We start from the raw sequence: 21332 nt of genomic DNA, 5'->3' as shown, positions 1-21332 counted from the left end.
ATGGGAAGGTGCACACGCCGCAATAGCGACGTCTGTGGCGTCCTGACGCAAGGGATACGCCGCCCGGCTGCGTATCTGAACGAACGGCCGAATAGCCCGACCAAGGAATTTCTCGCCTATGTCCACGCTCCGCCTCGATCGCCGAACGCTTCTCCGTGGCGCAGCCGCCGGCGGCGGGCTGCTGGGCCTGCAGGGTCTGCTCCCCGCCTGGGCGCAAACAGGATCGGCGGGACTGCGGGCGGATCTTCCGACGCTGACGGGACCGAACATCGACCTGACCGTCGGACACACGCCCTTCACCGTGGGCGGCCGCACCGGCCATGCGGTGACCATCAACGGCGTTCTGCCGGCGCCGCTGCTACGCCTTAGAGAAGGCCAGAACGTCCGGCTAGCGGTGACCAATACGCTGGACGAGGACACCTCAATCCACTGGCACGGCCTGCTCGTCCCGTTCCAGATGGATGGTGTTCCTGGCATCAGCTTCCCCGGCATCAAGGCCCGTGAGACCTTCGTCTACGAGTTCCCGATCAAGCAGTCGGGCACCTTCTGGTATCACAGTCACTCTGGCCTACAGGAGGCGATGGGTCACTACGGCCCAATCGTGATCGACCCGGCGGGCGCCGATCCGGTCGCCTACGACCGCGAGCATGTGCTGGTCCTGTCGGACTGGAGTTTCATGCATCCGCACGAAATCCTGGCCAAGCTGAAGAAGAGCCCGGGTTACTTCAACCAGCAGCGCACCACGCTGGCGGGGCTCATGGACGGCAGCGACCGCATGAGCCTGGAGGAACGGCGCATGTGGGGCCAGATGCGGATGGACCCGCGCGACATCCTCGACGTCAGCGGGTCGACCTACACCTATCTGATCAACGGCCATGGACCGCAGGAGAACTGGACCGGCCTGTTCCGGCCCGGCGAGCGGGTGCGGCTGCGCATCATCAACGCGTCGGCCATGTCCATCTTCAACGTTCGCATCCCGGGCTTGCCGATGACCGTGGTGCAGGCCGACGGCGAGAACGTGCGCCCGGTCGAGACGGACGAGTTCCAGATTTCGGTCGCCGAGACCTACGACGTCATCGTCCAGCCGACCGAGGACCGCGCCTACACCATCGTCTCCGAAGCCATCGACCGGTCCGGCATGGGCCGGGCGACCCTGGCGCCGCGCCTGGGCATGACCGCCGAGGTCCCTCCCCTGCGAGAGGTCCCGAACCTCACCATGCGCGACATGGGCATGGGCGGAATGGATCACGGCGCGATGGCCGACATGTCCGGTATGGATCATGGCGCGATGGCCGGCATGGACCACGCGGCTCCGGCCCAGAACGCGCCCGCGGCCGGCGAGATGGCCGGGATGTCCATGTCGGGCATGAACATGCGCGATCCCGAGAACGCTCCGCCCGACATGGCGGTGGGCGTCGGCGTCGATGCGATCGCCATGGATCCCGCCAACCGTCTGGGTGAGCGTCCGATCGGTCTCACTACAGTCGATCATCGCGTCCTCGTCTACACCGACCTGGTGTCGCTCCAGCCGAACAAGGACCCGCGCCCCCCGTCTCGGACGATGGAGATCCACCTGACAGGCAACATGGAGCGGTTCATGTGGGGCTTCGACGGCCGAAAGTTCAGCGAACTGGTCGAACCGATCCGCTTCGAGCGCAACGAGCGGGTGCGGGTGACCCTGGTCAACGACACCATGATGGCCCACCCGATCCATCTGCATGGTCATTTCTTTGAACTGGTGACCGGCGGACCCACCGGTCACCAGCCCCTCAAGCATACGGTCAACGTCGCGCCCGGCGGCAAGGTGACCTTCGATCTGACCGCCGACGCGCCCGGCGACTGGGCCTTCCACTGCCACATGCTGATGCACATGCACGCCGGCATGTTCAATGTTGTGACGGTGCGGCCCATGGACGGAGCCGCGTCATGAGCCGCCTCGCCGTCGCCCTCGCCCCGCTGGTGCTCGCCGTCAGCGCCTTCAGCGCCCAGGCCCAGGACACTCACACGGGCCACACTATGCCGGCGACCGCGGCGCCGGCCCGACCGGCGCAGGATCCGCACGCCGGTCACGTCATGCCGCCCGCGCAGACGCCGCCCGCCGCGGATCCGCATGCAGGCCACCGGATGCCGGCGCAGCCCGCGCCCGTAGACCCGCAGGCGGGACACCAGATGCCGGCGGCGACGCCCGGCCAGGCTGATCCACACGCGGGCCACGACATGTCGGCCATGTCACCCGCGCAGACCGACCCTCACGCCGGGCATGACATGTCGACCATGAGCATGGGGCCGCCCAATGTGGCGACCAGCGCCGACAACCCCGGCCGTCCTCCGGAGGACCCGCTCCCGCCCGCCGCCCTGGCCGGCCCTGTCCACGCTGCCGATCTCGTCTTCGGCGCCGAGGCCATGGCCGCCTCTCGCCGGACCCTGATTCACGAAAACGGCGACGTCCGCACCACGGCCGTCATTCTCGATCGCCTCGAAGCCGGCTTCGGCGACGGCGGCGAGACCTACCTCTGGGACGTCCAGGGCTGGACGGGCGGCGACATCAACCGCTTCTGGTGGAAATCCGAGGGCGAAGGCGATTTCAACGGCGCGCTCGAGGACGCCGAAGTCCAGGCTCTCTACAGCCGCGCCGTGACGCCCTTCTGGGACCTCCAGGCCGGCGTGCGACAGGACTTCCGGCCCGACGGCGAAGATACGACGCATCTGGTCCTCGGCCTGCAGGGCCTGGCGCCCCATTGGTGGGAAGTCGACGCCGCCGCCTTCCTGTCGACCGACGGCGACCTGACCGCCCGCGTCGAGGCCGAATACGACCTGCGCATCACCCAGCGCCTGATCCTTCAGCCCCGCCTCGAAATCGACGCTTCGGCCAGCGACATTCCGGAACTGGAGATTGGCTCGGGCGTGTCCTCGGTCGAGGCGGGCCTGCGACTGCGCTACGAGTTCCGCAAGGAGTTCGCCCCCTATGTCGGCGTCGAGTGGAGCCGCGCGCTCGGAGACACCGCCGGCTACATCGAAGCCCGCGGCGGCGAGGCCGAGGACATCCGGTTCATCGTCGGCCTCAAGGCCTGGTTCTAACCGAAGGAGACCACCCCTTGATCCGCATTCTCACCCTCACGGCGGCCCTGGCTTTCGCCGGCGCCGCCTCCGCCCAGGATCCGCACGCCGGCCACAGCATGCCGGCGCAGGCCGCCGCGACCCAGTCGGGAGTCACGACGGCTCCCGCGAACGGGGCGATGACCCAGGGCTCGCCGGAACGCTTCAGCGTCACCTTCCCGCATACGATGGTCCTCAAGACGGTCACGCTCACCGCCGAAGGTCAGGCCCCGGTCGAAGTGAGTGTCCCCGCAGCGCCCGCCGCCGCGACCGTCGGCGTGGCTCTTCCGCGTCTGGCCCCAGGAACCTACACTGCCGCCTGGACCGCCGAGGGCCCGGACGGCCACAAGATGTCCGGCTCGGTCAGCTTTATGGTTCACTAGGAGAACGACGATGAAAGTTTCCAACCTGCTGGCCGCCGCCGGCGCGATCCTAACCCTGAGCGCCGGCGCGGCCCTCGCCGCCGAAGGTTGCGAGTGCTGCAAGGACATGGCCGCGGACGCCGCCATGAGCTGCTGCGACGAGATGAAGACCGAGCCCGCCCCGCCCGAGCCGACGCCGCCCGCCCCGGCGCCGTCGGATACGCCCGCGCCTCAGGGCCACGCCGACCACAACTGATCGTCGCATCGATGGTTTCCGGCGGTTTCCCGTGGGGGAGCCGCCGGACGCCTCAGTTCTGGATAAGGCGGATCAAGTTTCCGTCCGGGTCGATGAGCGCGCCGATCCGCAGTCCCGACTCCTCAAGCTTCGGCGCGTGCAGGCGAGGGTGGCCCCAGCAGGTTTTCGGCAATCCTGAAACGACGCACTCTGCGTAAAACCCGTCCAGGTCGTCCAGCCGCAGGCAGCAGCTGAAGTTGCTGGTCAGCGGATCCACGTCCGGATGCGGGAAGAACTCCAGCGTCAAACCGCCCCTTTTCAGGATCATCCAGCCTTTGTCGCGCCAGTCCTGGTCGAAGCCCAGTCGAGTGTAGAACTGGGACGTAACTTCGAAATCCCGCGACGGTAGGTTGGGCGTGGCGTGGTCGGTCACGGCGAACTCCGGGAATGCAGCAATGCCGCCGTAGCCTAGCCGCAACACCCCTTGCCATCTACCTGGATCGGCGGACACGGCACGTCGGCATAGGAGCAGAACACGCAGCAGTCGCCGGGTAGGGGCTTCAGCTTCATGCCGCAGCCGAGACAATCGTAAAACCAGATGCAGGCGTCGGTGGGCATGGTCTCCGTCGCAACATGACCGCAATCCGGGCAGGTCAGCGTCGAATCCAGAACGATGGCCGGGGTCATCGCATGGCCGCCAGTCGCGGCATGACCCACGGCTCGATGTACGGCTGCCAGGCCATGGAAAGGACGATCAGCAGACTGGCGATCACCAGCAGCCAGAAGGCGAGCCGCGAAGGGTGGCGGCAGGCCCCGTCTTTCCGACACATCCGCAGGCGACGCCAATGCAGCAGCCAGCCCGCGGCCAGGATGACGGCGGCCAGAAGCGTCAGCCAGTTCCGCGCACCCGCGATGACCGCGGCGCCGGCGAAGGATACGCCCGCCACGGACAGAGCCAGAGGCAACACACAGCACGCGGCCCAGGCGAACACCGAGGCGACACCGCCGAGGGCGGCCGAGGCGCTGACGGCGACCTCGGGCATGCGGGGCCGGTCGTAATCGATGGCCATGGGACCTCCCGTTCGATTTCTGCTACAGGCTACAACCCGTAGCCGCTACAGGATCAAGAGCCATGTCCGCACGAAGTTTGACGATCGGGCGCCTCGCTGACAGCGCCGGGGTGAACCTGGAAACGGTGCGCTACTACGAACGTATCGGGTTGATGCCCGCGCCGGCCCGGACCGAGGGCGGCCACCGCAGCTACGAGCCGGAACACGCCCAGCGCCTGCGCTTCATCCGCCGGTCGCGCGAACTGGGCTTCGGCATCGACGCCATTCGGCGCCTGATCGCGCTGAGCGAGCCGGGCGTTCAGGCGTGCTGCGAAGTCCGCGACATGGCCCAAGACCACATCGCCAGCGTGGACGCCAAGATCGAGGATCTGCAGAGGCTACGGAAAGTGCTGAGGCAGGCTGTGGCCGACTGCAGTGAAGGCGGGCGGGTTAGGTGCCCGGTGATTGATGAGCTGGGCTCGAGCTAGCGTCGAAGCTACGACCCTGTGCCGATGACAGCGGTCAGCCTCAGTGCCGTGAAGGCCTGATCGACGCGGCCGCCTCGCGGCAAGCATCTTCGCAACGCCGGCATTCTTCGGCGCAGATACGGCAATGCTCGTGCATCTCGGCGTGCTTCTCGCACTCGATGGCGCAGTCGGCGCAAGCCTCGGCGCAGGTCTCGAGCATGCGCTTTATCAAGGCCTCGTTGCTGCCGGCGCGCCGCACGGCGAGCCCGGCCGTAGCCAGACAGACATCGGCGCAGTCGAGATCGAGCCGGATGCACTGGGTCAGGTCCCTGACCATCTCCTCGGCCAGGCAGGCGTCAGCGCAGATGCGGCATACGGCGGCGCAGCCGTAGCCCGCTTCGATCGCGCGAATGAGGCTGTCGTTCACGCTGCCGCGTACGTCGGGGTGGGTGCTGATCATTGGTTGGATTTGCATCGGAGGCTCCCTCGGGTGATCTGGATCCAACCCCGGCGCCGGGACGATGTTCCGAACGGCGACGCCTCCCGACCTCGTCAAACCCGTACTTCGCCGAGCCGAGATCATGTGGAAATGCGGTGGACCAGACATCAGGGGCCGGCCGGCGACCTCAAGCTCACATGCATTCGACCACGGATCACTGAACCGCTTGCGATTTGGATCTCCGCACTTGCCCGCGAGAGTTCATCTACAATCGGCGGCGCAACCGAGATTGTGGGGTCGGCGGGCTCCGGAACAGAGAGGCGCTGGTCTTGAGCCAGGGACGTAATGCGTCGGCCCGGGCGCGCCGGGCCGGCCTCGTCCTCGCTGCCCTCGAGGGCCGAAGGCTCGTCTTCGCGAGCGGGCCCGCGCGAAAAGTCAGCCTGTTGGTCGCGCGCGCCGTGTTGCGCCTTATACGGCCGGGCGGAGGCCGTTGCCGCTCACATGCAGTTTTTGGCGCCTTCGGGGCCCCGCAAGCGTCGGCGGGCTAGCTCTCGACGCCACGGTTCGCCGCAGCGGACGCTTCGCCTCCGGCTTCCGCCGGCTCCTCAATCCCGTCGCCCATGACCATTCCACGGGGATCAGCGCTTGCGTGACCGGCCTCGTACGGTCGCGATACGTCAGCGAAGGCATGGTTGCGAGACCCCGGGCGCCTCAGGCGAACGGATTCGCTTGGCCGGGCCGGCCGAGCAGGGGGCTGTGTCCTGCCCGGGCGGGTGCGGGCCTTCTACCAGAGGTTCCGCTGCGATATGGGCGGACTTAGCCGGCGCTCCACGCCTGGGCGACGTCAGGTCAGGGCGCGACAACTGCGCCCGTCGCCAAACCGGCCCGCGCCCGCCATGGTGGGATTTGGACTCCCAAGGAGCGCTCACTTTGGTTCAAACTCGCCCGCGCTTGTCCCGCCGGACCCTCGTGTTCGGCCTGCCCCTGGTCGCCGTGCCCGGCCCGGCCCTCGCCGCGCCCCCGAAACGGATGATCGCCTACAAGACGCCATGGTGCGGCTGCTGCGGCGGCTGGATCGCCCACATGCGCCAGGCGGGCTGGATCGTCGAGGTCGTCGAGCGCGAGGATCTCGCCCCGATCCGGGCCCGGCATGGCATTCCGGACCGCCTCGCCTCGTGCCACACAGCGGTGGTCGGCGCCTACGCCATCGAGGGCCATGTTCCGTCGAGCGATGTCGAGCGGCTGCTCGGCGAACGCCCCGCCGCCCGCGCACTAAGCGCGCCCGGCATGCCGGCGGGCTCGCCGGGCATGGAGGCCGCCGGGCGCGAACCCTATGCGACCGTCCTGATCCTCAACGACGGTTCGACCCGCGTGTTCGGTCGCCACAACGGGGCCTGAGAAGGCGCACCGCCGGCAGTCACGACGGTTGACGACGCGGCGTCCAGCGCAGCAGGCGCATGGCATTGGCGGTGACCAGGACCGTGGCTCCGGTGTCAGCGAGGATGGCGGGCCACAGGCCCGTCACCCCGATCACGGTGGTGACCAGGAACACCGCCTTCAAGCCCAAGGCGATGGTGATGTTTTCCCCGATATTGCCCATCACTCCGCGGGACAAGGCGATCATGTCGGGAATGTCCCTGACCCGGCCGTGCAGGACGGCGGCGTCCGCCGTCTCCAGGGCCACGTCGGTGCCGCCGCCCATGGCGATGCCGACATCCGCCTGGGCCAGGGCCGGGGCGTCGTTGATGCCGTCCCCGACCTTGGCGACCACCAGCCCCTCGGCCTGCAGCGCCTTGACGATGACTAGCTTGTCCTGCGGCAGCAGTTCGGCCCGGGGCTCGATGCCCAGGCCGGCGGCGACCGCCTCCGCCGTGCGGCGGTTGTCGCCCGTCAGCATGATGGTCCGGATGCCCCGCGCCTTCAGGTCGGCCAGACCCTGGACTGCGTCGGGCCGCGCCTCGTCGCGCATGGCGAGGAACCCGGCGACGCCATCCCCGACGACAAGGACGGAAACCGTCTTGCCCTCGGCGTTCAGGGCGGCGATGGCCGCGTCCTGGGCCGGCGTGATCGGGGCGCGTCGGGCCGCGGCCTGCGGCGAGCCGAGGAATATGCGTTCGCCGCCGACCTCGCCTTCCACGCCCTCCCCCGGAATGGCCTGGGTGGCCGAGGCCGGCGGCGCCGTGATCTTGTCCGCCTCAGCTCGGGCGAGGATGGCGAGGGCGAGCGGATGGCTCGATCCCGTTTCCAGCGCGGCCGCTAGGGTCAGCAGGGCGGAGGCATCCCGCGTTCCGGCGACGACGTCGGTGACGACGGGCTTGCCGGCGGTCAGGGTCCCCGTCTTGTCGAAGGCGATCGCCGTGATCTTGCCCAGCGTCTCCAGCACGGCCCCGCCCTTCATGAGCAGGCCGCGCCGGGCCCCCGCCGACAGGCCGGCGGCGATGGCGGCCGGCGTGGAGATGACGAGGGCGCAGGGGCAGCCGATCAGCAGCACGGCGAGGCCCTTGTAGACCCATTCGCTCCACGTCCCGCCGAACAGCAGCGGCGGCGTGACCGCGACGAGGGCGGCGAACACGAGCACGCCCGGCGTGTAGATTTTCGAGAAGCGGTCGATGAACCGTTCGGTCGGCGATTTCGATTCCTGCGCCTCCTCGACGAGACGCACCACCCGGGCGATGGTGTTGTCCGAGGCTGAGGCCGTCACGCGCACTCGCAGGACGCTGCCGCCGTTGATCGTGCCGGCGAACACAGGATCGCCCTCGACCTTGCGCTTGGGCACGCTCTCGCCCGTCACCGGGGCCTCGTCGAGGTCTCCCGCGCCCTCGATGATCTCGCCGTCCGCCGGAACGCGGTCTCCGGGCCGGACGAGGATGATCGCGCCCACCGCCACGGTCTCGGCGGCGACCTCCGTGGTCACGCCGTCCACCTCGACGAAGGCGGTCTTGGGCACGAGGGTGGCGAGCCCCTGGATGCTCTTGCGCGCGCGACCAGCCGCCACCCCTTCGAGCATCTCGCCGACGAGGAACAGCAAAACGACGGCGGCGGCCTCTTCCGCGGCCCCGATGAAGACGGCGCCGACGGCGGCGATGGTCATCAGCATTTCGATGGAGAAGGGCGTGCCGTGGCGCGCCGCCGAAAAAGCGCGCGACGCGATCGGAATGAGCCCCACGGCCAGGGCGGCGAGGAAGGCGTATCGTTCCAGGGAGGGGAACAGCGTGCCCAGTCCATAGGCGGACAACAGCGCCAGGCCGCAGAGCGCGGTGAGGCGGGCCTTGCCGGTCCACCACCACGGGGCGCCCCCGGCCCGGGCGGCCGCCGGAGGTGGGCCCGCCGCCGCAGCGACGGCTCCGGACGTCGGCGCGGCCGCTTCTCCGCTGTAGCCGAGGTTGCGCAGTTGCTGCAGGACCGCCTCGTCGGCGAGGTCTCCGCCATGCCGGATCTTGAGCACGCCGGTCTGCACCGCCACCGAGACGTCCTCGACGCCCGGCAGCCTGCGGATCGCCGTGTCGATCTTGCGGCCGCAGCTGGCGCAATCCATCCCGGTGACCCGGTATCGGCTTTCGAGAGTTTGCGCCGTCATGTCTGTTCCTTGTGATCTCTATTGGGCAAGGCTACCTCCTCCAGCGACTGTAGATGCAAGCTAAAAAATGAGCGCGCCGTTCGGTTGGAGTGGAGGGCGCCGTCCGACGAACCCCGGAGGCGAGCCCAGCCCCTTGATGACCTCGCCTTGTCCGCATGACCGGGAGACCGCGCCGCCGACGGCCGCACAGGTGGAACGCGCCCTGGACGCAGCCGCCGCCAGCGTCGCCGCCGCCGGGGACAAGCTGACGCGCCCCCGGCGCAGGGTGCTGGAGCTCCTGCACGTCGCGGGCGCTCCGGCCAAGGCCTATGATCTCGTGGCGACGTATCACCGGGAGGCCCGCGTCGCGACGCCGGCGACCGTCTATCGGGCGCTGCAGTTCCTCGAGACCCGCGGTCTGGTTCATCGTCTTTCCAGCCTTAAGGCCTATGTGGCCTGCGATCCCAAACGCCTCGGTTCGCCTGCGGTTTTTCTTCTGTGCGACTGTTGCGGCTTCTGTCGCCAGATTCCTTCGTCCGGCATGGCGTCGCTGGGCGCGGCCGCGACAGCGGCGGGCTACGAGATCGAACGGATCACGCTCGAAGGCCAGGGTCTGTGTCCGGCCTGCCGCCCGCAGCGCCCCGGCGCGGCCCGGGATCCGGCCCCCCAGACAGAGCCGGAGGCGGCCGCGGGGGTCCGGGCCCACAAGCACTGAGCCGCGCCCCTGATCAAGCCCGGGGCGGGTCGATGGCGGCCTGGCCCGGGCGCCCGGCCGCGGCGACGCCGGGGCCCGCGGCCCATTCCATGGCCTGTTTGGTGGCGGCGGCCGACATTCGGGTCGCCCCCCCCCGTCGGGACGGACTAAGCCAGGTCTGGACCGGTCGGTCGAAGCCGTAGCGAAACACGGCGGCGGCCACGAACGCCCCGACCAAGCCGATCGCCCACAGGACCCAGCGAACGCCGGACGACCACGCCTCCTGTCCAAGGGCGTCGAGCAGGCCGAACCAGACGATGCGGCTCACCTCATTCGTGAGGAACATCGAGAACGACATTAGGGCCAGATGCTCGATCAGCCGTGAAGGACTGCGCACCGGCACGGCGCCGGCGGCCCAGATGATCACGGTCATCAGGCCGAGCGACACCAGGCTGAAGGCGCCGAAGGCCTGCAGCCCCACGAGCGCGAAGGCGGCGGCGAGGCCGATCGCCCTGGCCCGGTGCGGCGCGACACAGACCCGCGAACCGTAGAAGGCCGCCGCGACTCCGAGCAGGAAGAGCGGCAGGGCGCGCAGGATGCCGTAGCGCATCGGCAGGCGGTAGATCGGATCGCCGAGCCACAGCGAGGCGGCGATATCGGCGGCGACGACGAGGAGCGTCGCGCCGATCACCATTGCGACCGGCGGCCAGCGCCACAGGGCGCGGCAGATCCAGGGCAGCAGGAGATAGCAGCCGATCAGGGCCGAGAGGGTCCAGGTCGGGGCGTTCCACCCCTGCCCGCCCGGCACGCCATAGGCCTGGACCAGTAGCACCTGCGCGGGCAGTTGCGACCAGTCGAACCAGCGCGGATTGCTGGGCGCGATCCCGGCCAGGGCGGCGCCGCCGACGAGCAGCACCAGGACGAGGCTGACCGCCAGGTGGGCCGGAATGACCCGCAGCAGGCGCTGGCGCGCATAGGCGCGCAGCGAGGCCTGTCCGGACGCGAGGCGATCACCGTAGATGCGGGCCAGGACATAGCCGGAGTCGATGATGAAGAAGTCGGTGAGCAGATAGCCGCGCTCGAAGACTGGATGCAGTTGTCCGAGAGGCACAGGCGCGGCCTCGCGGAAATGGTAGAGGATGATCAGCGCCCCTACGATAAAACGCAGCGCGTCCAGCCAGCCGCCGCGCGCGATCCGGACGGGGCGAGGCGATGGCTCGGTCAGCGCGGCTTCGGGCATTCAGTCAGCCTTCCGTGGCGCAGACTTGGCGGCGGCGCTGCGGTGCTCATGTGGACGCAGGACGATCTGGTCTCGCGAAGCGTAGAGGACGGCCGTTCCCAAAACCCAAACGACGACCAAGCCTCCGACGACCATCAGTCCGGGCCTATCGCGGGGTCCAAACACAAACGAGCAGCCGATCACGCCGCCCAGAATGGCCCCGTAACCAAAATGCAGCGGCACCTTGTGTGCGCCCAGCAGCAGAAGGGCCATGCAGAAGACCAGGCCTCCTGCGAACAGGCTGACCCCGATGGCGACGAGCGTATCGAGCACGGGCCGTGGCTTCAGCGGGCGCGCCTGGAGCCGCCGCCTACCTCGTTGGCGATAGCGGCCTTCCCGCCAACGAATGCTCCGGCCGCGCACGGTGAAGCGTTTGCCGGCCATGCGTCAGGGCCTTGCGTTGGGCGCGGGCGTGTCCTCATGGCGCGCAAGAAGGATTCTCATCCGGACAATTTCGGATTCCTGGGCCGCAATGATCTCATCGGCCAGATTACGCACGTCGCGGGCTTCGCCATGCTCGACGGCGACCTTGGCCATTGCGAGCGCACCCTCGTGGTGGGCGATCATTCCGCGCAGGAAGTCGATGTCGGCGTCGCCCGTGTAGTTGATGCTCATGGCCTGGTGCATCTTCGCGCTGGCCTCGCGATAGGCGCGAGTCGATGGGCTGTCCGTGGTCTCGCCAGCGTGGCTTGCCTCGGTGTCGCTCGGGCGAGAGTCAGCCGCCGACGGCGCCGCAGGGACCTCGCGGGTTTGCCGCGAGATCATCCCGAAGGCGAAGACCGACAGGGCGAGAAAGACGGCGATGACGGAAATCCATCCGAAACGCTTCATGACGATGTCCTCGAGAGAGCCGGCGGGGCCACGGGGGCGGCCGGGATTGCACTGGGAAGGATGGGCGCCGTTCGGTCGCGGTAGCCGAGCAGGCGCAGAGCGTTGAACACCACCAGCAGGGTCGACCCCTCGTGGAGCGCCACGGCAGGGCCGATGCCAAGGCCGAGGATCGTCGCCGGCACAAGGAAGGCGACGATTCCGAGACTGACGTAGAGATTCTGGAGAATGATGCGCCGCGTCTGTCGGCTGAGACCGACGGTGAAGGGCAGCTGCGACAGGTCGTCGGACATCAAGGCGACGTCGGCGGTCTCAAGCGCAACATCGGAGCCAGCCGCGCCCATCGCGATACCGACGGTCGCCGTGGCCATGGCCGGGGCGTCGTTCACCCCGTCGCCGACCATGGCAATCTTGCCGTCAGCGCGAAGGCGTTTGATGGCGTCGACCTTGTCCTCGGGCATGAGGTCGCCCCAAGCCTCTGTCAGGCCGACCTGTCCGGCGATCGCCTGTGCGGCCTTCTGGTGATCGCCCGAGATCATGATCATTCGCCCGATGCCGAGGGCGCGAAGAGCGGTCAGCGTCGGCCGCGCTGCTGGGCGAGGCGTATCAAGAAGCCCAATGACACCGAGATCGCGCGTGCCGCGTCGCACCACCATCAGGGTTCGCCCCTGCAGTCGCAACTGAGCGACGACAGAGGTTGTTTCGTCGCCGAGCGGCGCTACGCCGTCGACGCCGAACATCTCCGGCTTCCCTATCCAGATCGTCTCGCCGTGCAGCTGGGCGGTCACGCCCTTGCCCGTCAGGCTCTTGAGGTCGATCGCGGCCGGGATGATCGTATCGCGCAAGCGTGCGCCACCGTCGCGCGCGATGGCCTCCGCCAACGGGTGGTCGCTGAGCCGTTCGACCGCCACAGCGACCGCCAGAAGATCGCCCTCCTTCGTCCCGCGCACCGTCATGACGTCGGTGATCCGCGGCCGTCCCTCGGTCAGGGTGCCGGTCTTGTCGAAGGCGATGGCGTTGAGCGAGCCGAGGTTCTCCAACGGCGCGCCGCCCTTGATCAGGACACCGGCGCGCGCCGCACGGGCGACGCCCGAGAGGACGGCGCTCGGGGTGGCGATGGCGAGCGCGCAAGGACTCGCGGCGACCAGCACGGCCATGGCGCGATAGAAGCTGTCGCGGAACGGCTCATCGACGACGACCCAGGCGAACAGCAGGACAAAGGCGAGCGCCAGCACCACAGGCACGAAGATGCGTTCGAACCTGTCCGTGAAGCGCTGGGTCGGCGACTTCTGCGTCTCGGCCTCACTCACCATCCGAACCACCTTGGCCAGGGTGGTGTCGCTCGATGTGCGGGTCGTCTCAATCTCGATGGCGCCTGAGCCATTGATGGTGCCCGCGAAGACGAGAGACGGCGATCCGACCTGGGCCGGTCTCGCCCGCGCCGCCTCGGGGTCCGCGACGGGCTGCTTGTCGACAGGCATGCTTTCGCCGGTCACGGGGGCTTGGTTGATGCTTGTGGTGCCGACCACGACAAAGCCATCAGCGGGCAGTCGTTCGTTTGGACGCACCACCACGGTGTCGCCGACGACCAAATCTTCGACAGGCAATTCGACGACCTGCCCGTCGCGTCGCACATGGGCTGTCCGGGGGGCAAGCTCGGCCAGGGCCTCGATCGCGCGTTTGGCGCGGCCCATGGCGTAGTGTTCGAGCGCGTGGCCGATGCTGAACAGAAACAGCAGGAGAGCGCCTTCGGCCCAGGCCCCGAGCGCCGCCGCACCTGCGGCTGCGACGAGCATCAAGGTATCGATCTCGAAGCGCTTCTGGCGGAGGTTCTCGAACGCTTCTCGCACCGTAAAAAAGCCGCCGAAGATGTAGGCGATCAGGAAGAGGGCGAGGGGAATCCAAGCGGGAAGGCCCGTTGCGAGTTTCTCGAGGGCGAATCCAAGGCCCAGAGCAAGGCCACTTGTCAGGGCGAAGATCAGCTCCGTATTGGAGCCTAGAACGCCACCGTGATCGTGCTCCTCGGACTTGGTGTGGAGATGGTCCGGCAGTGTTGTGCTGGTCATAAATAGGGTCCCGTTGCGGGTTGGGAATCGCGGCTGCTTGCGGCGACCGCCGCGATCGAGGGGGCGGGATAGCGACACGGGCGAAGGCGCGCCGGGCCAGCGGGTTCCAGCGCGATCCGCTCGCAGGTGGTCATCCCGGTTCTCCCGACCTCAGGGCACGGGCACGACGGCATTAAAGCCCCCGAGCCGCTGGAGCTGCTCAATCGCTTCGAAAAGCGGAAGCGCTAGGAGAAAGACGAAGCCGTCGCGCACCGTGCGGACGAAGAATACCGGCCGGATCATGATTTCCGCCTCGTCGCGCCATAGGGAGAGCTTGGGCAGGAACCGAGGGGTGCGCTCACGGTAAGCTTGGTAGTCGTGTCCAAAGGCGTCGGAGAGGAAGCGTTCTTCGCGGCCGACCACGATGCGAAACACCACCCAGCAGGCTAATCCGAAGACCAAACCGACGCTAAGGCTGCCGGACTGGGCGCCGATGCCAAACGCGCCGATGAAGCTGAAGACGTACAGCGGATTGCGGCTGACCGAATACGGTCCTGCGGATATGATCTCCTGTTTCTTGCGGCCACCGATGTAAAGGGAACACCAAGCCCGACCGATGATGCAAACCATGATGGCGATCAGGCCCAGATGCTCGACAGGATGTTCGAGCAAGGGCCAGGATGTGACGAGCGCCGCGCAGACGACAAGAAGCAGGCCCCCGACGAGAATGCCCGCCTTGCGCCATCGTTGAACGGATTGGATATCGACCGCTGATCGACAGGCGTCATCAGGGGGCGAGGAGCCGGACAAAGCGGGGCTTGCGGGCTTGGAGACGCTGTCGGAGGGCTCGAGCGGCATCATTGCCCCTCCCCCTCAGCCGGACGATCCTTAGCCGCATCGCGCAGGATATCCAGGCCGCCCTTCAACGCGATGGCGGCCACGAGGACGCCGACGACGAGGTCCGGCCACGCCTGGCCGAGCCAGAGCACCAGGGCCCCGGCGACGAGGATTCCCCCGTTGGAGGCGAAGTCGTTAAAGCTGAACGTCTCGGCAGCCTTCATGTTGACGTCGCCGCTGTGCTGACGGCGGATCAACTGCAGGCAGATCAGGTTGATGATCGCTGCGACGACCGAGAGTCCCATCATGGTCGGGCCGATCGGTTCGGTCCCGATGAGGAATCGACGACCCGCGTCCAGAAGGACGCCAGCGCCGAAGATAAGGAGCATGACGCCCGAGAGGCGCGCCGCCCCCCGCTTCCACGAACCAGGCCGACCGATCGCGAGAAAGCTGATCAGATAGACAGCAGCGTCCGAGGCGTTGTCCACTGCATTGGCCAGCAGAGCGCTGGAATCGGCGGACAAGCCGCCGATCCCGAGCGCTAATGCCAGGCCCGCGTTGAGCGCGAGAACCGTCAGCAACGTGCGTCGCTGCTGACGGTCATCCTGAGTGCGAGCAATCAATCCTCAACCCCCTCGTCCTTGCGATGACGCACCGCCTTGGCCGCGAAGGTCGGCAGGACCAGCAGGGTCAGGGCCGTCGCGGTCAGAAGGCCGCCGATGACGACCGTCGCCAGAGGCTTCTGAACCTCGGCCCCCGCGCCGTGGGCGAGCGCCATCGGGATGAAGCCGACAATGGCGACCAAGGCTGTCGTCAACACCGCACGCAATCGGCTGGACGCCCCTTCGATCGCCGCGTCCCGGGGCGCGAGCCCCGCCTGCAATCGCTCGCGAATGGCCTGCATCAAAACAAGTCCGTTCAGGGTCGCCACACCCGAGACGGCGATGAAGCCAACGGCCGCAGACACCGAGAACGGCATCCCTCGCATGAGAAGCGCCAAGGCGCCGCCGATCAAGGCCAAGGGCACGCAGGCGAAGACCAGCCCAGCCTCGGAGAACGACCCCAGAGCCATAAACAGCAGCACACCGATCAGGACGAAGACGATCGGAATAACCAGGCCCAGCCGTTGTTCGGCCCGTTTGAGGTTCTCGAACTGACCGCCCCAGGTCAGGCGGACGCCCGGCGGGAGCTGGATTTGGTCCACCTTGGTTTGTGCGTCGGTGACGAAGCCGCCCAGATCCCGGCCGCGAACGTTGGCCTGGACCACCATCCGTCGGCTACCGTCGTTGCGGCTGATCTGGTTCGGCCCCTCGGCGCTTTGGATACGGGCTACCGAAGACAGCGGCACGGTTACGCCTGTCGAAGAGACGATCGGCAGGGCCGCGAGCGCCGCCGGATCGTTGCGCGCATCGTCCGGAAGACGGACGACGACGTCGAAGCGACGGTCGCCCTCGAAAATCCGGCCGGCCTCCGCGCCGCCGATGGCGGCCGAGACCGCTTCAGAAACGTCGGCTGCGGACAGGCCGTAGCTGGCCGCCGCGAACCGATCGACGCTGACCGTGAGCGTCGGCAAGCCCGACGCTTGTTCGACGCGAACGTCGGCGGAGCCGGTGGTCTGCCGCAGTACGCCGGCCACCTCATCAGCGACCCGCTGCATGGTGTCGAAGTCATCGCCGTAGACCATGACCGCGAGGTCGGTCCGGACCCCGGAAATGAGTTCGTTGAAGCGGAGCTCGATGGGTTGGCTGAACTCGAAATTATTCCCGATCTGTTGGTTGGCGAGCTCTTCGAACCGCTCGAGCAAGGCTTCCTTCTCGAGACCTGAATCCGGCCAGTCCTTGCGGTCCTTCAGAACGATGACGCTGTCCGAAATGTTGGGCGGCATCGGGTCGACGGCCGCCTCGGCGGTGCCGGTCCTGGAGAACATGGTCTCGACTTCCGGCTGGGCGGTGATGACCCGTTCCAACGCCATCTGCATGGCGAGCGACTGTTCCAGCGACGCCGAGGGAACACGCAGCGCCTGCATGGCGATGTCGCCTTCGTCCAGGGTAGGGATGAACTCCCGCCCGAGGGACGAAAAGGCCAGACCACCGACGACGACCGCGCCGAGCGCCGAGATCAGGACGATCTTCGGACGATCGACGGCGGCGCGGATGGCCGGCTGGATCCAACGCCGCGCGTGGCGGAGCAGGAAGGTTTCGTGTTCGTGGGCGTGGCCGTGTTCGTCGGTCTCGACCTTCTTGGGATCCCGCACCAGCAGGGCCGTCATGGCCGGAACGAAGGTGAAGGAGAAGATGAAGGCCCCGACCAAGGCCAGCATCACCGTCGCCCCCATGGGGACGAAGGTCTTGCCCTCCACCCCCTCAAGCATCAGCAGGGGCGTGAAGACCAGCAGGATAATCAGCTGACCGAAGGCGGCCGGCTTGACCATCTTGCGAGCTGCGGCCACGGCGACATCGAGGCGTTCCCGACGGGTCAGGGCCCGTCCCAGATCGATCCGCCGCTGCGATAGCATCAGCAGGGTGCTTTCGACGACGATGACCGCCCCATCGACCAGAAGGCCGAAGTCCAGCGCGCCCAAGCTCATCAGGTTTCCACTGATGCCAAACCTATTCATGCCGATGACGGCGAACAGGAAGCTGATCGGGATCATCAAGGCCGTGATGCTGGCCGCACGAATGTTTCCGAGCAGCAGGAACAGCACGACGATGACCAGAAGGGCGCCCTCGGTGAGGTTGCGGGCCACGGTCGAGATGGTCGAGTTGACCAGGGCGCTACGGTCAAGGACCGTCACCGCCTCGATCCCTGCGGGCAGAGTCTTGCGAACCTCATCGAGTCGCTCCCCGGCCGCCTGGGCCACGGTGCGGCTGTTGCCGCCCGCGATCATCAGCGCCGTTCCGAGCACGGCCTCGTGGCCGTCACGGCTGGCGCCGCCCAGGCGCGGAGCCTGGCCGATCTCGACCGTGGCGACATCGGCGACCCGCACGATCAGGCCGTTCCGGTTGACGACCGGCGCCTGAGCCAGATCTTCCACGGTGGAGGCCAAGGCGTCGGTGCGGACCGTCAGAGCTTCGCCAGCGCGCTGGATATAGCCTGCGCCGGCCTGAGTGTTGGCGCGATCGAGGGCCTGGATAAGGTCGCCCATGCCCAGGCCGTAGGCGGAAAGGCGCGCCGCGTCCGGACGGACCGCATACTCCTTCACATAGCCGCCGACGGTGTCGACGCCGGCGAGACCGGGGGCGGTCCGCATTTGCGGCGCGACGATCCAGTCCTGCACGGTGCGCAGATAGGTGGCGCGCTGCTGCGGGGTCGAAAGCAGATCGCCTTCGGGCGTCAGATAGGCTCCGCCCGCCTGCCAGCCCGGCTCGCCAGGCTTGGCGAGGTTCTGACTGTTGAATGGCTTGTAGTCGATCGTCCACATCAGCACTTCACCGAGGCCCGTGGTGATCGGGGCCATGGTCGGCTCCACCCCGTCAGGCATGGCCTCCCGGGCGCCCGCGAGCCGTTCGGCGACCTGCTGGCGCGCGAAATAGATGTCGGTCTGGTCGGTAAAGATGACCGTGACCTGGCTGAAGCCGTTTCGGCTGAGGGATCGGGTCGTGGTCAGGCCGGGAATGCCGGCCATGGCGGTTTCAATCGGGTAGGTGACCTGTCGTTCGATCTGTTCAGGCGCGAGCGCCGGAGCGACCGTGGTCACCTGGACCTGGCGATTGGTGATATCCGGCACGGCGTCGATGGGAAGCCGTGTCAGCTCGAGGAGTCCGTAGGCCGCGACAAGCGCCGTGGCGAGAACCACGAACCATCGGAATTTGACCGAGAGTTCGATGATGAATTTGAACATGCGGTGCGCCCCTAGTGACCGTGCTCGGCCTCGCCCTTGGCGAGCTCGGCTTTGAGGAGGAAGGCGTTCGTGCCGGCGACCCGTTCAGCCCCGGTGAGGCCACGCAGGATTTCAGTCCGCCCCCCGGCCTGACGACCGGCGAGCACCGGACGGGCCTGGAAGCCGTTCGGGACCTGAACGAAGACGACGGTGTTGCCGTCGACGGTCTGGACGGACTCGGTCGGCACGGTGAGACCGCCGGTCGTCTCGCCCGTCACGATCGCCCCCGTGACGGCGGAACCGGCCGGCGGGAGGACAGAGCCCGTCGGCCGGGCCCGAATGACCGTGGCGCCGCTTTCGCCGCCCGCGCCTGCGGCAACGCCGGTGACGATGGCGTCGAAGTCGCCGCTGGGGCTGCTGACCCGCAGAGGCGCCCCGGCCCTTACATTGGCGGCCAAAGCAGGCGGCGCGTTGAAGACGAGCTCAACCCTGGCCGGGTTGGTGACCTCGGCGACAACGCCGCCAGGGGCGACGAAGCCGCCCGGTCCGACCTGGACGCTGGTCACGACTCCGGTGATGGGGCTGGTGACGCTGAGGCGGCCCGAAGCGTTGGGCGAGCCCGCCGCGCTGGACCGCGCGCGAGCCGCGCGGGCGCCGGCTTCGGCGCTGAGCAGTTGCGCGCGGGACGCCTCGACCTCCTGTCGGGCGACAACGCCCTGGTCCGCCAGATTGCGGTTGCGTTGATAAGCCTGGCGCGCCACTTCAGTTTCGGCGGCCGCCGCGTCTGCGTCCGCGCGGAACGTCGCCGCTTCACCGCTGACGACGCTCGCCAGGGGCTGACCGATCCGGACCGACTGGCCCGGAGCTACGAGAACCCGCTCGACCCGCCCGCCGACGGACGCCGCCACAGCGGCGCGCGCGTCGACCATGGGCTCGACCCGCCCGGAGAGCCGGGTTTCGGCGCCCCCTCCCCGACCGACGCCGACCACGATCAGGTTGGCGGCCTGGGCCTGGGCCGCGCTCAGAGCGACGAAGCCTTCCGGCGCTTCGGCCTCGCCTTCGTGGCCGGCTTCGCCCTCGGCATGAGCGCCCTCTTCTTCAGCGTGACCCGCCTCACCCTCGGCGGCGGCTGGAGCGGCGTCCGGCCCGCGCGTGAGCAGGAACAGCCCGCCTCCGCCAAGCAGAACGACGGCGGCGGCGCCGCCGATCAGCAACGTCTTGTTGGATGTGCGCTTGCGCATCATTGGGCTCCTTGGAAGGGGGCGCGGCCGTCCTGGCGCGCAAGTTCAATCTCGGCCTGGACGCGTGCAAGGCGCGCATCGACGGCCGAAGTTCGGGCAGAGATCAGGGCTGCACGGGTGACCCGCAGCTCGAGTTGAGAGATGCGCCCCGCTTCGGATCCGATCCGCGACAGACGGTAGGCCTCCTCGGCAGACGCCACCCCTGCATCGGCGGCGGAGACCCGGCTCACGGAGGCGGCGAGGCGCGCCCGCGCTGCGGCGCGATCGGCCTGGGCCTCCTGGCGGGCGCCCAGGAGCCGCGCATCCGCAGCCCGGAAGTCGGCCTGCGCCGCGTCGATGTTCCCGCGGTTGCGGTCGAACAGGGGCAGCGGCATGCTGACGCCGAAAGTCAGCGCCGTCGCGTCTTCCATCTCGTAGCGACGGACACCAACGCTGGCGTTGATGTCCGGGCGCGAGCGGATCCGCTCCACATCGATCCTGCGTTCGGCGGCCGCGCGCTGAGCCTCGGCGACGCGAACGGCCGGCGCCTCCGCCGGGGGAGCGAAGGTCGCGGCAGGTGCGAGGTCCAGCAGGCTGGTGTCGATCGTCGTGACCGGAGCCGCCAGCATGGCGACTGCGGTCAGCCGCGCGAAGGCCGCGTCGCGCTCCGCGACGGCTTCATCGCGAGAGGCACGCGCCGCAGCCGCTTCGCTTTCCCCCTGGATGCCGCGCAGCAGCGGCTCACGGCCTTCCTCGACAAGAACAAGGGCGGCCCTCGCATCGGCGATGGTCAGGGTGAGGCTTTCCTCCGCGAGAGCAGCCCGCCTTTGGGCGGCTTCCGCATCGGCATAGACCTGAGCGAGCCTTCCGGCGGCGTCGATGATGGCGAGATCCCGCTGCAGCGCCGCGGTTCCGGCTTCCGCGCGGGCGACATTGACCCGCGCGGTCCGACGTCCCCACAGCTCGAGGTCCTGGCTGATCGACAAGGTGGTTTCGGCATTGGCGTAGCCCGAGAAGGGCCCCGTGCCGAAAGCGTTCTCGGCGTCGAGAGCGATCGTCGGATTAGGCCTCGCACGGGCCTGGCGGACACGTGCTTCGGCGGCGTCCGACAGGGCGCCGGCTTCAAGGGTGGCCGGGGTTTGACCCAGCTGGGCGAGCAGCTCGGCGAAGGACGGCGCGGGGTCAGCCCAAGCGGGACTGGCCAGCACGGCCGCGAATGCGGCCAACGCGCAGCCGACCGCGAAACGCGGCGGCCTGCGATATGAGGGAGGCATGATTCATCTTCCAGAAATTTGACACGAGTTCGCGCGCACGGCGGCGCAGACGTCCGGTCAGACTCTGGGAGGGCGCTTCAGGCCGTCGGGAGAGATCGACGACGGAAAATCACTCGAGGGGAAGGCGTGAA

21 protein-coding genes are annotated in these 21332 nt (G+C 68.2%); 7 read left to right on the top strand and 14 right to left on the bottom strand.

Going from position 1 to position 21332, the window contains the following annotated elements:
- Nucleotides 1-118: 118 nt before the first annotated feature.
- The 4 genes from ACP7CK_RS03075 to ACP7CK_RS03060 are packed head-to-tail and all read left to right on the top strand — an operon-like array spanning nucleotide 119 to nucleotide 3714.
- Entirely contained in the window at nucleotides 119-1930 is a 1812-nt protein-coding gene (locus ACP7CK_RS03075; RefSeq protein WP_426025069.1) for a copper resistance system multicopper oxidase, read from the top strand.
- The gene (locus tag ACP7CK_RS03070; RefSeq protein WP_040349356.1) at nucleotides 1927-3078 is read left to right on the top strand and encodes a copper resistance protein B; all 1152 of its coding nucleotides are present in this window, start codon (nucleotides 1927-1929) and stop codon (nucleotides 3076-3078) included. Before ACP7CK_RS03075 ends, ACP7CK_RS03070 begins: the two co-directional genes overlap by 4 nt.
- Nucleotides 3079-3095: 17 nt before the next feature.
- Nucleotides 3096-3479 carry a copper resistance CopC family protein gene (locus ACP7CK_RS03065; protein ID WP_008261639.1) on the top strand — a complete coding sequence of 128 codons (384 nt, stop codon included), beginning with the start codon at nucleotides 3096-3098 and terminating at the stop codon, nucleotides 3477-3479.
- 10 nt (nucleotides 3480-3489) lie between these two features.
- Nucleotides 3490-3714 (top strand): hypothetical protein, encoded by a 225-nt coding sequence (locus tag ACP7CK_RS03060; protein WP_008262058.1) that lies wholly within the window; start codon nucleotides 3490-3492, stop codon nucleotides 3712-3714.
- 52 nt (nucleotides 3715-3766) lie between these two features.
- On the opposite strand, the gene ACP7CK_RS03055 is transcribed toward ACP7CK_RS03060, so the two are convergent.
- The 3 genes from ACP7CK_RS03055 to ACP7CK_RS03045 are packed head-to-tail and all read right to left on the bottom strand — an operon-like array spanning nucleotide 3767 to nucleotide 4763.
- Nucleotides 3767-4126 carry a bleomycin resistance protein gene (locus ACP7CK_RS03055; protein ID WP_426025068.1) on the bottom strand — a complete coding sequence of 120 codons (360 nt, stop codon included), beginning with the start codon at nucleotides 4124-4126 and terminating at the stop codon, nucleotides 3767-3769.
- A 35-nt stretch (nucleotides 4127-4161) separates the two neighbouring features.
- A complete protein-coding gene (locus ACP7CK_RS03050; protein ID WP_114818253.1) occupies nucleotides 4162-4380 on the bottom strand; it encodes a GDCCVxC domain-containing (seleno)protein in 219 nt (72 codons plus the stop codon).
- Complete coding sequence (locus tag ACP7CK_RS03045) at nucleotides 4377-4763, bottom strand: MFS transporter permease (RefSeq protein ID WP_114818252.1); 387 nt, start codon at nucleotides 4761-4763, stop codon at nucleotides 4377-4379. Before ACP7CK_RS03045 ends, ACP7CK_RS03050 begins: the two co-directional genes overlap by 4 nt.
- Before the next feature lie 62 nt (nucleotides 4764-4825).
- Between ACP7CK_RS03045 and ACP7CK_RS03040 the strand changes: the two genes are divergently transcribed.
- The gene (locus ACP7CK_RS03040; RefSeq protein WP_040349355.1) at nucleotides 4826-5230 is read left to right on the top strand and encodes a MerR family transcriptional regulator; all 405 of its coding nucleotides are present in this window, start codon (nucleotides 4826-4828) and stop codon (nucleotides 5228-5230) included.
- A gap of 40 nt (nucleotides 5231-5270) precedes the next feature.
- Here ACP7CK_RS03040 and ACP7CK_RS03035 read toward each other — a convergent pair whose 3' ends face one another.
- Nucleotides 5271-5669: a four-helix bundle copper-binding protein gene (locus tag ACP7CK_RS03035; protein WP_008261099.1), complete on the bottom strand. Its 399-nt coding sequence runs from the start codon at nucleotides 5667-5669 to the stop codon at nucleotides 5271-5273.
- Between the two features lie 948 nt (nucleotides 5670-6617).
- Here ACP7CK_RS03035 and ACP7CK_RS03030 point away from each other — a divergent pair.
- Nucleotides 6618-7046, top strand: a complete 429-nt coding sequence (locus ACP7CK_RS03030; RefSeq protein ID WP_008263799.1) for a DUF411 domain-containing protein — start codon at nucleotides 6618-6620, stop codon at nucleotides 7044-7046.
- A 19-nt stretch (nucleotides 7047-7065) separates the two neighbouring features.
- Here the strand turns inward: ACP7CK_RS03030 and ACP7CK_RS03025 are convergent, their stop codons facing one another.
- Nucleotides 7066-9225: a heavy metal translocating P-type ATPase gene (locus ACP7CK_RS03025; protein WP_426017646.1), complete on the bottom strand. Its 2160-nt coding sequence runs from the start codon at nucleotides 9223-9225 to the stop codon at nucleotides 7066-7068.
- 136 nt (nucleotides 9226-9361) lie between these two features.
- Between ACP7CK_RS03025 and ACP7CK_RS03020 the strand changes: the two genes are divergently transcribed.
- A complete protein-coding gene (locus tag ACP7CK_RS03020) occupies nucleotides 9362-9919 on the top strand; it encodes a Fur family transcriptional regulator (protein ID WP_219355245.1) in 558 nt (185 codons plus the stop codon).
- Between the two features lie 13 nt (nucleotides 9920-9932).
- Here ACP7CK_RS03020 and ACP7CK_RS03015 read toward each other — a convergent pair whose 3' ends face one another.
- The 9 genes from ACP7CK_RS03015 to ACP7CK_RS02975 all read right to left on the bottom strand — a co-directional run bounded on the left by ACP7CK_RS03015 (nucleotide 9933) and on the right by ACP7CK_RS02975 (nucleotide 21153).
- Nucleotides 9933-11138, bottom strand: coding sequence for an acyltransferase family protein (locus ACP7CK_RS03015; RefSeq protein ID WP_219354435.1), 1206 nt, complete (start codon nucleotides 11136-11138; stop codon nucleotides 9933-9935).
- Nucleotides 11139-11561: a hypothetical protein gene (locus ACP7CK_RS03010; RefSeq protein ID WP_112863181.1), complete on the bottom strand. Its 423-nt coding sequence runs from the start codon at nucleotides 11559-11561 to the stop codon at nucleotides 11139-11141. It lies immediately after the preceding gene.
- Nucleotides 11562-11564: 3 nt separating this feature from the next.
- Nucleotides 11565-12008: a CopM family metallochaperone gene (gene copM, locus ACP7CK_RS03005; protein WP_088582518.1), complete on the bottom strand. Its 444-nt coding sequence runs from the start codon at nucleotides 12006-12008 to the stop codon at nucleotides 11565-11567.
- Nucleotides 12005-14071, bottom strand: a complete 2067-nt coding sequence (locus tag ACP7CK_RS03000; RefSeq protein WP_088582519.1) for a heavy metal translocating P-type ATPase — start codon at nucleotides 14069-14071, stop codon at nucleotides 12005-12007. Before ACP7CK_RS03000 ends, copM begins: the two co-directional genes overlap by 4 nt.
- Nucleotides 14072-14221: 150 nt before the next feature.
- Complete coding sequence (locus ACP7CK_RS02995) at nucleotides 14222-14911, bottom strand: methyltransferase family protein (protein WP_008264189.1); 690 nt, start codon at nucleotides 14909-14911, stop codon at nucleotides 14222-14224.
- Complete coding sequence (locus ACP7CK_RS02990; protein ID WP_426025067.1) at nucleotides 14908-15468, bottom strand: cation transporter; 561 nt, start codon at nucleotides 15466-15468, stop codon at nucleotides 14908-14910. The genes ACP7CK_RS02995 and ACP7CK_RS02990 overlap by 4 nt, the downstream gene beginning before the upstream one ends.
- Nucleotides 15469-15506: 38 nt before the next feature.
- Nucleotides 15507-18728 (bottom strand): efflux RND transporter permease subunit, encoded by a 3222-nt coding sequence (locus ACP7CK_RS02985; RefSeq protein WP_008263211.1) that lies wholly within the window; start codon nucleotides 18726-18728, stop codon nucleotides 15507-15509.
- 11 nt (nucleotides 18729-18739) lie between these two features.
- Nucleotides 18740-19948: an efflux RND transporter periplasmic adaptor subunit gene (locus tag ACP7CK_RS02980; protein ID WP_040349349.1), complete on the bottom strand. Its 1209-nt coding sequence runs from the start codon at nucleotides 19946-19948 to the stop codon at nucleotides 18740-18742.
- Nucleotides 19948-21153, bottom strand: a complete 1206-nt coding sequence (locus ACP7CK_RS02975) for a TolC family protein (protein ID WP_244304272.1) — start codon at nucleotides 21151-21153, stop codon at nucleotides 19948-19950. Before ACP7CK_RS02975 ends, ACP7CK_RS02980 begins: the two co-directional genes overlap by 1 nt.
- Between the last annotated feature and the right edge of the window lie 179 nt (nucleotides 21154-21332).

The sequence above is a fragment of the Brevundimonas sp. TSRC1-1 genome (genome assembly GCF_049898245.1).
Taxonomy (GTDB): domain Bacteria; phylum Pseudomonadota; class Alphaproteobacteria; order Caulobacterales; family Caulobacteraceae; genus Brevundimonas; species Brevundimonas mediterranea_A.
Note: the sequence above shows the minus strand (reverse complement) of the source record. Positions and strands in the feature narration are given on the sequence as shown.

Excerpts from the sequence above, each read along its gene's own strand:
- ACP7CK_RS03060 (WP_008262058.1), top strand. The coding sequence starts at position 3,490 with ATGAAAGTTTCCAACCTGCTGGCCGCCGCCGGCGCGATCCTAACCCTG.
- ACP7CK_RS02985 (WP_008263211.1), bottom strand. The coding sequence starts at position 18,728 with ATGTTCAAATTCATCATCGAACTCTCGGTCAAATTCCGATGGTTCGTG.
- ACP7CK_RS03045 (WP_114818252.1), bottom strand. The coding sequence starts at position 4,763 with ATGGCCATCGATTACGACCGGCCCCGCATGCCCGAGGTCGCCGTCAGC.
- ACP7CK_RS03075 (WP_426025069.1), top strand. The coding sequence starts at position 119 with ATGTCCACGCTCCGCCTCGATCGCCGAACGCTTCTCCGTGGCGCAGCC.
- ACP7CK_RS03000 (WP_088582519.1), bottom strand. The coding sequence starts at position 14,071 with ATGACCAGCACAACACTGCCGGACCATCTCCACACCAAGTCCGAGGAG.
- ACP7CK_RS03020 (WP_219355245.1), top strand. The coding sequence starts at position 9,362 with ATGACCTCGCCTTGTCCGCATGACCGGGAGACCGCGCCGCCGACGGCC.
- ACP7CK_RS02995 (WP_008264189.1), bottom strand. The coding sequence starts at position 14,911 with ATGATGCCGCTCGAGCCCTCCGACAGCGTCTCCAAGCCCGCAAGCCCC.
- ACP7CK_RS03015 (WP_219354435.1), bottom strand. The coding sequence starts at position 11,138 with ATGCCCGAAGCCGCGCTGACCGAGCCATCGCCTCGCCCCGTCCGGATC.
- ACP7CK_RS03070 (WP_040349356.1), top strand. The coding sequence starts at position 1,927 with ATGAGCCGCCTCGCCGTCGCCCTCGCCCCGCTGGTGCTCGCCGTCAGC.
- ACP7CK_RS03025 (WP_426017646.1), bottom strand. The coding sequence starts at position 9,225 with ATGACGGCGCAAACTCTCGAAAGCCGATACCGGGTCACCGGGATGGAT.
- ACP7CK_RS03010 (WP_112863181.1), bottom strand. The coding sequence starts at position 11,561 with ATGGCCGGCAAACGCTTCACCGTGCGCGGCCGGAGCATTCGTTGGCGG.
- ACP7CK_RS03050 (WP_114818253.1), bottom strand. The coding sequence starts at position 4,380 with ATGACCCCGGCCATCGTTCTGGATTCGACGCTGACCTGCCCGGATTGC.
- copM (WP_088582518.1), bottom strand. The coding sequence starts at position 12,008 with ATGAAGCGTTTCGGATGGATTTCCGTCATCGCCGTCTTTCTCGCCCTG.
- ACP7CK_RS02980 (WP_040349349.1), bottom strand. The coding sequence starts at position 19,948 with ATGCGCAAGCGCACATCCAACAAGACGTTGCTGATCGGCGGCGCCGCC.
- ACP7CK_RS03040 (WP_040349355.1), top strand. The coding sequence starts at position 4,826 with ATGTCCGCACGAAGTTTGACGATCGGGCGCCTCGCTGACAGCGCCGGG.
- ACP7CK_RS03035 (WP_008261099.1), bottom strand. The coding sequence starts at position 5,669 with ATGATCAGCACCCACCCCGACGTACGCGGCAGCGTGAACGACAGCCTC.